This window comes from Bradyrhizobium sp., from assembly GCF_049581145.1.
GTDB lineage: Bacteria > Pseudomonadota > Alphaproteobacteria > Rhizobiales > Xanthobacteraceae > Bradyrhizobium.
Map to the genome: position 1 here is coordinate 1 of NZ_JBAURI010001037.1, position 2,479 is coordinate 2,479.

General features: G+C 63.7%; 3 protein-coding genes. 2 read left to right on the forward strand and 1 reads right to left on the reverse strand.

Features of this window, described 5'->3' with window-relative positions; genetic code table 11:
- Window positions 1–288: 288 nt before the first annotated feature.
- Together dapA and WCB02_RS33520 are read left to right on the forward strand one after the other, a co-directional pair.
- Window positions 289–1,224, forward strand: a complete 936-nt coding sequence (gene dapA, locus WCB02_RS33515) for a 4-hydroxy-tetrahydrodipicolinate synthase (protein ID WP_423965200.1) — start codon at window positions 289–291, stop codon at window positions 1,222–1,224.
- 268 nt (window positions 1,225–1,492) lie between these two features.
- A complete protein-coding gene (locus WCB02_RS33520) occupies window positions 1,493–1,624 on the forward strand; it encodes a hypothetical protein (RefSeq protein ID WP_423965202.1) in 132 nt (43 codons plus the stop codon).
- Window positions 1,625–1,855: 231 nt separating this feature from the next.
- Here the strand turns inward: WCB02_RS33520 and WCB02_RS33525 are convergent.
- Window positions 1,856–2,479: ParA family protein (locus WCB02_RS33525; protein ID WP_423965204.1), on the reverse strand; the 624-nt coding region annotated here is incomplete at its 5' end.

Sequence of the window (2,479 nt, forward strand, 5' to 3'; positions counted from 1 at the left end):
CTCCTGTCACGTCGCAGGTCCGCAGCGAACGACTCCCGGGCCACCAAGGCGCGGCCAGCTGCTCGCGGGGGCCCGCTCGGATTGACAGGCGCGTCCCGCGGCCTCATCATTCGACAATGGCCATGAATTCGCGCGCAACGCAGCTTTCGAAAAAAGCTCTCCTCCGGGGGAGTTCGGATCGACGCGCGCGATAGGCCTTTTCGCCAAGCTGATGTCCGAAACCCCGCCGTGATGCGGGGTTTTTTGTTGTCCCCTCTCCGGCGTTCAACCTGAACAAGGAGATGATCGATGAACGAACGACAGCATCATTTGCGAGAACAGCTGCAGGGCCTCTGGCTGCCGCTGGTGACGCCGTTTCGCGACGGCAGCCTCGATGAACCGTCGCTGCGACGTCTGGTCCGACACTATGCCGTCCGTCCGATCGACGGATTGATCCTGGCGGCGACGTCGGGTGAAGGATTGGCGCTGTCCATCGCCGAACTCGGGCGCCTCACCCACCTGGTGCGCGCCGAACTGATCGGGAGCCGGCGCGACCTCCCGGTCTGTCTCGGCCTTGCGGGAGCAGCGACCGGCAAGCTGCTGGACATGCTTGACGAGACGGCCGGCTGGCCGATCGACGGCTATCTGATCTCGAGTCCCTGCTACGTGCGGCCGTCGCAGCGCGGCTTGTATCAGCACTTCGCGGCGCTGGCCGATCGCGCCGCATTGCCGATCGTGCTCTACAACATCCCGTACCGGACATCCGTCAACCTCTCCAACGAGACGCTGCTCGCGCTCGCCGAACATCCTGCCATCGTCGGCTTGAAGGATTGCGGCGCCGACCGCGCGCAGTCGATCGAGCTGTTGCGCCGACGGCCATCCGGCTTTCGCGTCCTGACCGGCGAGGACGCGCAACATCTGAACGCGCTCGCCGACGGCGCCGATGGCGCGATCCTGCTGTCTGCCCATATCGACACCGAGGATTTTGCCGCGGTGCGCACTCACCTCGAGGCCGGCGATCAGGAGGCCGCGCTGGTGTGCTGGCAACGCGTCAGCGTGCTGACGCAGCTGCTGTTCGCCGAGCCGAGCCCTGCGCCCGCGAAGTACTGGCTGGCGCGGAACGGGCTGATCGCGTCCGCCGAGGTTCGTTCGCCGATGGTCGAGATCAGCACCGAGCTCGCAAGCCTGCTCGATCAAGAGATCGCGCGGCGAACCGATCCGCCCGGAGACATCGGCATTGGTTAATGCGGGATGACATCCGCCGCGCCAAGGCGCTGCAACGGGCAACCGTTTCGTTAGCATGCGGGGCCTATCAGTCCGCCCGCAAGACAGACGGTGGAAAACAACGATCATTGCATTCCTGCAGGCAGCTTCATCGCTGGCCGTTCGCGGCCGGCGATGCCGTGGTTAATCCACGGTAGACTCCGCGGTCGAATGCAAGCATGAGCACGAGAGGTTTTTTAAAGCCTTTAGCGCTATTCATGGCCCGACGAAAAGAAACGCGGGGGCGTTTGTGGATAGCAACGAAGAACTCGTTCCTGAACAGGGCTTCACGATCGAAGACATCCTCTGGGCGGTCGGCATCTGGTCGGTCATCATCTGCCTGTCGCCGGTGGTCCTGTTCTACATGCTGATGGTGGCGTGAGCATGCCCAAACAAGGAGTTGGAGCGCGCTGACGATTCATCGGCGAATCATCGCACTCCGAGCGGACCGCCGTCGGCCAGCCAAAGCGGGACGGGATGAGGTGAGCTTTCATGAGAGGAAAATTCACCCCACCCGATGATCATCAAAATTCGCATCGCCCGGAAGCCAAAGAACCAAAATAAAAACGCGCGGGAAGCTCGCGCGTCCTTGTGAACGGCCTGCGGCGTAAATTCACGCCGCCTGCTTATGCATCGTCCCGCTTGCCGACGCCGTCCCGCGGATCGCCTTGATCGAACGTTCGATCGCCGCCCACAGCCGGCCGATTTCCGCCGCCGCACGGCCTTCGGCGTAATATTCGCGCACGCCTTCGCCCTGACCGAGTGCCATCAGAAGATCGGCGCGGTTGGTGATCTGGCCGCCCCACACCGGAGCACGGAATTTCGCCAGGGCTTCGCGCGCGATGGTGACGATCGGACTTTCGGCTTCGTCGCGGCGCGCCGGTGCGCCGTTGAGCACGACTGCGTAAGGCTTACGTGCCGCGCGGCAGGTCTGGATGGTTTCCTGCACCGCGTTGACGTCGAACACGCCGGGCCGCGCCGGAATGATCACCATGGTGGCATTCTTGATGGCGTCTTCGACCACGGCGGACACGTTGGGCGGCGTATCGATCAGGACCCATTCGACTCCATCACGCCTGGCGGCGGCGAGGATGCCGCTGACGGAATTGACGGCGGTCTTGATCGGCGGTTCGTTGGTGCCGCGCAGCTTGTGCCACAGGGTGAGCGAGCCCTGCGGATCGGCATCGACAAGCAGACATGGCTTGGTCGACTTGTGGACATGCGCAGCGAGATGGGC

Coding starts and splice junctions, on each gene's coding strand:
- dapA (WP_423965200.1), top strand. CDS start 289: ATGAACGAACGACAGCATCATTTGCGAGAACAGCTGCAGGGCCTCTGG.